Here is a 470-nt window from a genome sequence, read left to right on the forward strand (position 1 = left end):
TTCTTCTTCCGCGACAAGGTGATCGCGGTCGTCGGCGGTGGTGACTCCGCCGTCGAGGAGGCCACCTTCCTCACCCGTTTCGCCTCGAAGGTCTACCTCATTCACCGTCGCGACGAGCTGCGCGCCTCGAAGGTCATGCAGGAGCGGGCCTTCGCCGACCCCAAGCTCGAGATGGTCTGGAACTCCGAGGTCGCGGCCATCCACGGCGCCGAGTCGCTCGAGGGCATCACGCTGCGTGACACCGTCTCCGGCGAGGAGCGTGAGCTCGAGATCTCCGGCCTCTTCATCGCCATCGGCCACGACCCGCGCTCCGAGCTGGTGGGCGGCCAGGTCGACCTCGACGACGAAGGCTTCGTCCTGGTCAACCACCCGAGCACGGCGACCAACCTCCCGGGCGTCTTCGCCGCCGGCGACCTGGTCGACCACACCTACCAGCAGGCGATCACCGCCGCCGGCACCGGTTGCGCGGC

General features: G+C 68.7%; 1 protein-coding gene. It reads left to right on the forward strand.

All coding sequences use genetic code 11. The features are described 5' to 3' along the window. On the forward strand, positions 1-470 hold a 470-nt coding region (locus IEQ44_RS15570), incomplete at both ends, for an NAD(P)/FAD-dependent oxidoreductase (RefSeq protein WP_193639394.1).

This window comes from Nocardioides malaquae (assembly GCF_015070385.1).
In the GTDB taxonomy this organism is placed as follows: Bacteria; Actinomycetota; Actinomycetes; order Propionibacteriales; family Nocardioidaceae; genus Nocardioides; species Nocardioides malaquae.